The sequence below is a fragment of the Microbacterium sp. H6 genome (genome assembly GCF_003314775.1).
Lineage (GTDB): Bacteria > Actinomycetota > Actinomycetes > Actinomycetales > Microbacteriaceae > Microbacterium > Microbacterium oxydans.
The window spans coordinates 13,818-18,005 of record NZ_QOAY01000032.1; the positions used below are offsets into that span (position 1 = coordinate 13,818).

Genomic DNA, 4,188 nt, shown 5'->3' on the forward strand with positions numbered 1-4,188 from the left:
CACACCGTCGAGCGCCCGCACGACGCGGGCCGTGAGTCCCCGGGGGTCGGAGCCGCCCATGACGACGAGCACGCGGGGCACTGCGCCTGGCAGGTGCGATGCGGCGCGCTGACGGAGCACCTGCTCGCGTACCACCGCGACATCGAGACCGGCCAAAGGGTGGCGGGTGAGGTCAGGACGGGCGAACGTCGCCTCTGCTCCGAGGTTCGCGTCGATCGAGAGATCGGCCGCCCTCACGCCGTAGGGGCCGTCCTGCATGTTGCTCACCAGAGCCCCGAAGCCGCGAACGTCGGGCACGTCCGTGTACGCGTCGAGGTGCAGGACGTCCGCCTCTCCTGCCGCTGCGACCAGCGCTTCGGGAGACTCTGCCGCGCGGATGGACCGGACGGGCAGGTCGGGCTCGATGCGGTGCGCGGCGGCCGACCCGGCCTCGTCGATGTCGCCGATGAGCGACACCGACCATCCGCGTTTCCTGGCGACGGCGGCGATCGCGAGCGTGCGCATGAGGTGCCCCATGCCGTACTCGACCCCGGCATTGCAATGGAGGAGGGCCCCTCGTCGACTCATCGTTCGCCCTTCATCACCGTCCGCGGGCACGCCCGTACCCACCCGATAGGATAGGCCGGGCGTGATTCAACCCGGGAATCCGCACCATTCCACGACGCTGAGGGAGACAGAGTGTCGGTTCTCGAGGGCTCGAGCATCCTCATCACAGGCGGCACAGGATCGTTCGGCAAGGCGTTCATCCGCCATGCGCTGACGCACCTCGATCCGCGACGTCTCGTCGTCTTCTCCCGTGACGAGCTGAAGCAGTACGAGGTGCGGCAGCAGTTCGGCGACGACCCGCGGCTGCGCTGGTTCATCGGCGACATCCGCGACGAGCGGCGCCTCGTCCGCGCTCTGCACGGAGTCGACTACGTGGTGCATGCAGCCGCGCTCAAGCAGGTCGACACCGCGGAGTACAACCCGTTCGAGTTCGTCAAGACCAACGTGCTCGGCAGCCAGAACGTGATCGAGGCGTCGATCGATGCGGGCGTGAAGCGGGTCGTCGCCCTGTCGACGGACAAGGCCTCCAGCCCCATCAACCTGTACGGCGCCACCAAGCTAACAGCCGACAAGCTCTTCATCACCGGGAACCACTACGCGGCCGCCTACGACACGCGCTTCGCCGTGGTGCGGTACGGGAACGTCATGGGCTCGCGCGGCTCGGTCATCCCGTTCTTCGAGAGGCTCGGAGCCGAAGGCAAGCCGCTGCCGATCACCGACCTGCGCTGCACGCGATTCTTCATCACGCTGCCGCAGGCCGTCGAGATGGTCGTCGACACCTTCGAGCTCATGCAGGGCGGTGAGCTGCTGGTCCCCCGCATCCCGTCGATGAAGGTGACCGACCTCGCGCACGCCGTCGTGCCCGGTGCAGACCTCGTCGACGTGGGCCTGCGCCCCGGCGAGAAGCTGCACGAGGAGATGATCAGCCCCGAGGAAGGCCGTCGTGCCGTGGTGGTCGCCGACGGCAAGTACTTCATCATCCAGCCCGACCTCGCATCGTGGGGCTATCGCGTCCCGAAGGATGCCGTTCCGGTGCCCGAAGGCTTCGCCTACCGATCCGACAGCAACGACCGGTGGTACTCGCAGGCCGAGATCGCGGCCATCATCGAAGCGGGTATCTGAGGATGCTGCCGTACGGGAGACAGTCCATCTCCGAAGATGACATCCAGGCCGTCGTCGACGTCCTCCGCGGCGACTGGCTCACCACCGGACCCCTCGTCTCCGCCTTCGAGTCGAAGATCAGCGAGCTCACCGGCGGACATCGCGCGGTGACGGCCACCTCGGGCACGGCGGCGCTGCACATGGCGTATGCGGCAGCAGGGATCTCCGAGGGCGACGTCGTCATCTCCACGCCCATGACCTTCATCGCGACGACGTCGACCGCGTCCATGCGCGGTGCACGGATCGTCTTCGCCGATGTGGAGGAGGACACCGCCCTCATCGACCCGGCCGCGGTGGATGCCCTCATCGACGACCGCACCCGGATCATCACCGCAGTCGACTACGCCGGTCACCCCGCTGACTACGACCGGCTCACGGCGACGGCGGCGCGCTACGGAGCCCGCGTCCTCGACGATGCCGCGCACTCCATCGGCAGCACCTACAACGGCCGGCCGGTGGGCGATCTCGCCGACATCACGACGCTGTCGTTCTTCCCGACGAAGAACCTCACCACCGGCGAGGGCGGAGCGCTCGTCGCCAAGGATCCCGAGCTGGCACAGCGTGCGCACGAGTTCCACAACATCGGTCTCGTGCGGGATGCCTCGCGCTTCCAGGTGCCCGGCGAGGGTGCCTGGCATCAGGAGGTGCACGAGTTCGGCGTGAACTACCGACTCACCGACATCGCCTGCGCGCTCGGCCTGTCCCAGCTCTCCAGACTCGACGCGTTCAAACGTCGGCGCGCGGAGATCACGCGGCGCTACGACGACGCACTAGCCGATCTCGACGGCGTGCGCCGCCCGGTCCAGCGCGAGAACGTCGACGCGATGCGTCACCTCTACCCCGTGCGCATCCTCGACGGGCGACGTCGTGAGGTCTTCGATCGGATGCGGGAACTCGGCGTCGGTGTCCAGGTCAACTACATGCCCGTCTACTGGCATCCGGTGTACGCCGACGCGGGCTACCGGCGAGGGATGTGCCCGAACGCGGAGGCCTTCTACCGCGAGGAGCTGTCGCTTCCGATCCACCCTGAGCTGACCGATTCGCAGGTCGACCAGGTCGTCGACGCCCTCGCGGAGGCGCTGCGGTGACACGAGTCGGGATCATCACGCAGGCGCGGATGACCAGCACCCGGCTCCCCGGCAAGGTCCTGCTCGCCGCGGGCGGACGCACCCTGCTCGACCATCACATCGACAGGCTGCAGAAGCTCGACCTGCCACTGGTCGTCGCCACGACGACGAATGCGAGCGACGATCCGATCGCGGCGCTCGCGGTGTCCCGAGGAGCGCGCGTCTTCCGTGGCAGCGAGACCGACGTGCTGGGACGGTTCGCAGGCGCCGCGCGCGATGCCGGGCTCGACGTGGTCGTGCGCGTCACGTCGGACTGCCCCCTCATCGACCCCGCGCTCGTCCGGCGGGGCATCGAGCGGTTCGCCGAACTCGCGGACCCCACCGCACACGTGTCCAACGTGCTCGAGCGGACCTATCCCCGTGGCTTCGATTTCGAGGTGTTCTCCGCCGCTGCGCTTCTCGAAGCGGACGCACGGGCATCCCTTCCCGCCGATCGCGAGCACGTCACCCCGTTCCTCTACAGCGGCCGGGGAGCCGATACGCGCCTGCACGCCATCACCGGCACGCGCGACGCGTCGCGCTTCCGCGTCACCGTCGACACCCCGGAGGACCTCGCGGTCATCCGCGCCCTCGTCGAGACCTACAGCGCGGCTGACCTCAGCGCCGACGAGATCATCGAGGTCCTCGAAGCCCACCCCGAGCTGGTGGCCCTGAACGCGGACGTGGAGCAGAAGAAGCTCGGGGAGTGACTTCCCGAGCCGACGTGCGTCAGCGCGCGTTGTAGTCCTCGTTGTAACGGTCGAGGACCTCGGCGATCGGCGCGTCGAGGACCAGAGCGCCCTTGTCGAGGTAGAGGCCACGCGTGCAGAAACGGCGCAGGTCGCGTTCGTTGTGGCTGACGAAGAAGAGCGTGCGCCCATCGGCGAGCAGCTCGTCGATGCGTCGATAACACTTCTCGCGGAACGCCTTGTCCCCCACCGCGAGCACCTCGTCGACGAGGAGGATCGGCTCGTCGAGCTGCGACACGACCGCGAAGGCCAGCCGCACCTTCATGCCGTTCGACAGGTGCTTGTAGGGGGTGTCCTCGAAGCCGGCGAGCTCTGCGAACTCGATGATGCCGTCGTAGCGCCGCGACACCTCCTCGCGGGACATCCCATGCAGACCAGCGGTGAGTCGGACGTTCTCCCGCACCGTGAGGTCGCCGACGAATCCACCGGTGATCTCGATGAGCGGTGCGACTCCGCCGTTGACGGTCACCGTGCCCTCGTCCGGAAGGAGCACCTTCGCCACGAGCCGGAGGAGCGTCGATTTCCCCTGACCGTTCCGGCCCACCACACCGATCGATTCTCCGGATCGGACCGAGAAGGACACGTCCCGAAGCGCCCAGAACTCTCCGGGTCGGGAGCGGCGGGGG

4 protein-coding genes and 1 pseudogene are annotated in these 4,188 nt (G+C 68.1%); 3 read left to right on the forward strand and 2 right to left on the reverse strand.

The genetic code is table 11. The features are described 5' to 3' along the window. Window positions 1-567 (reverse strand): annotated as a pseudogene (locus DSP71_RS21805) (hypothetical protein); the annotation flags it as partial. Window positions 568-678: 111 nt separating this feature from the next. Between DSP71_RS21805 and pseB the strand changes: the two are divergent. The 3 genes from pseB to DSP71_RS01530 are packed head-to-tail and all read left to right on the forward strand — an operon-like array spanning window position 679 to window position 3,523. Next, window positions 679-1,668 (forward strand): UDP-N-acetylglucosamine 4,6-dehydratase (inverting), encoded by a 990-nt coding sequence (pseB, locus tag DSP71_RS01520; protein ID WP_058632621.1) that lies wholly within the window; start codon window positions 679-681, stop codon window positions 1,666-1,668. Between the two features lie 2 nt (window positions 1,669-1,670). Then, window positions 1,671-2,795 (forward strand): UDP-4-amino-4,6-dideoxy-N-acetyl-beta-L-altrosamine transaminase, encoded by a 1,125-nt coding sequence (gene pseC / locus DSP71_RS01525; protein ID WP_113680191.1) that lies wholly within the window; start codon window positions 1,671-1,673, stop codon window positions 2,793-2,795. After that, window positions 2,792-3,523, forward strand: coding sequence for a cytidylyltransferase domain-containing protein (locus DSP71_RS01530; protein ID WP_113680192.1), 732 nt, complete (start codon window positions 2,792-2,794; stop codon window positions 3,521-3,523). Before pseC ends, DSP71_RS01530 begins: the two co-directional genes overlap by 4 nt. 19 nt (window positions 3,524-3,542) lie before the next feature. On the opposite strand, the gene DSP71_RS01535 is transcribed toward DSP71_RS01530, so the two are convergent. Continuing rightward, the coding region (locus DSP71_RS01535) for an ABC transporter ATP-binding protein (RefSeq protein WP_258546203.1) at window positions 3,543-4,188 on the reverse strand (646 nt) is incomplete at its 5' end.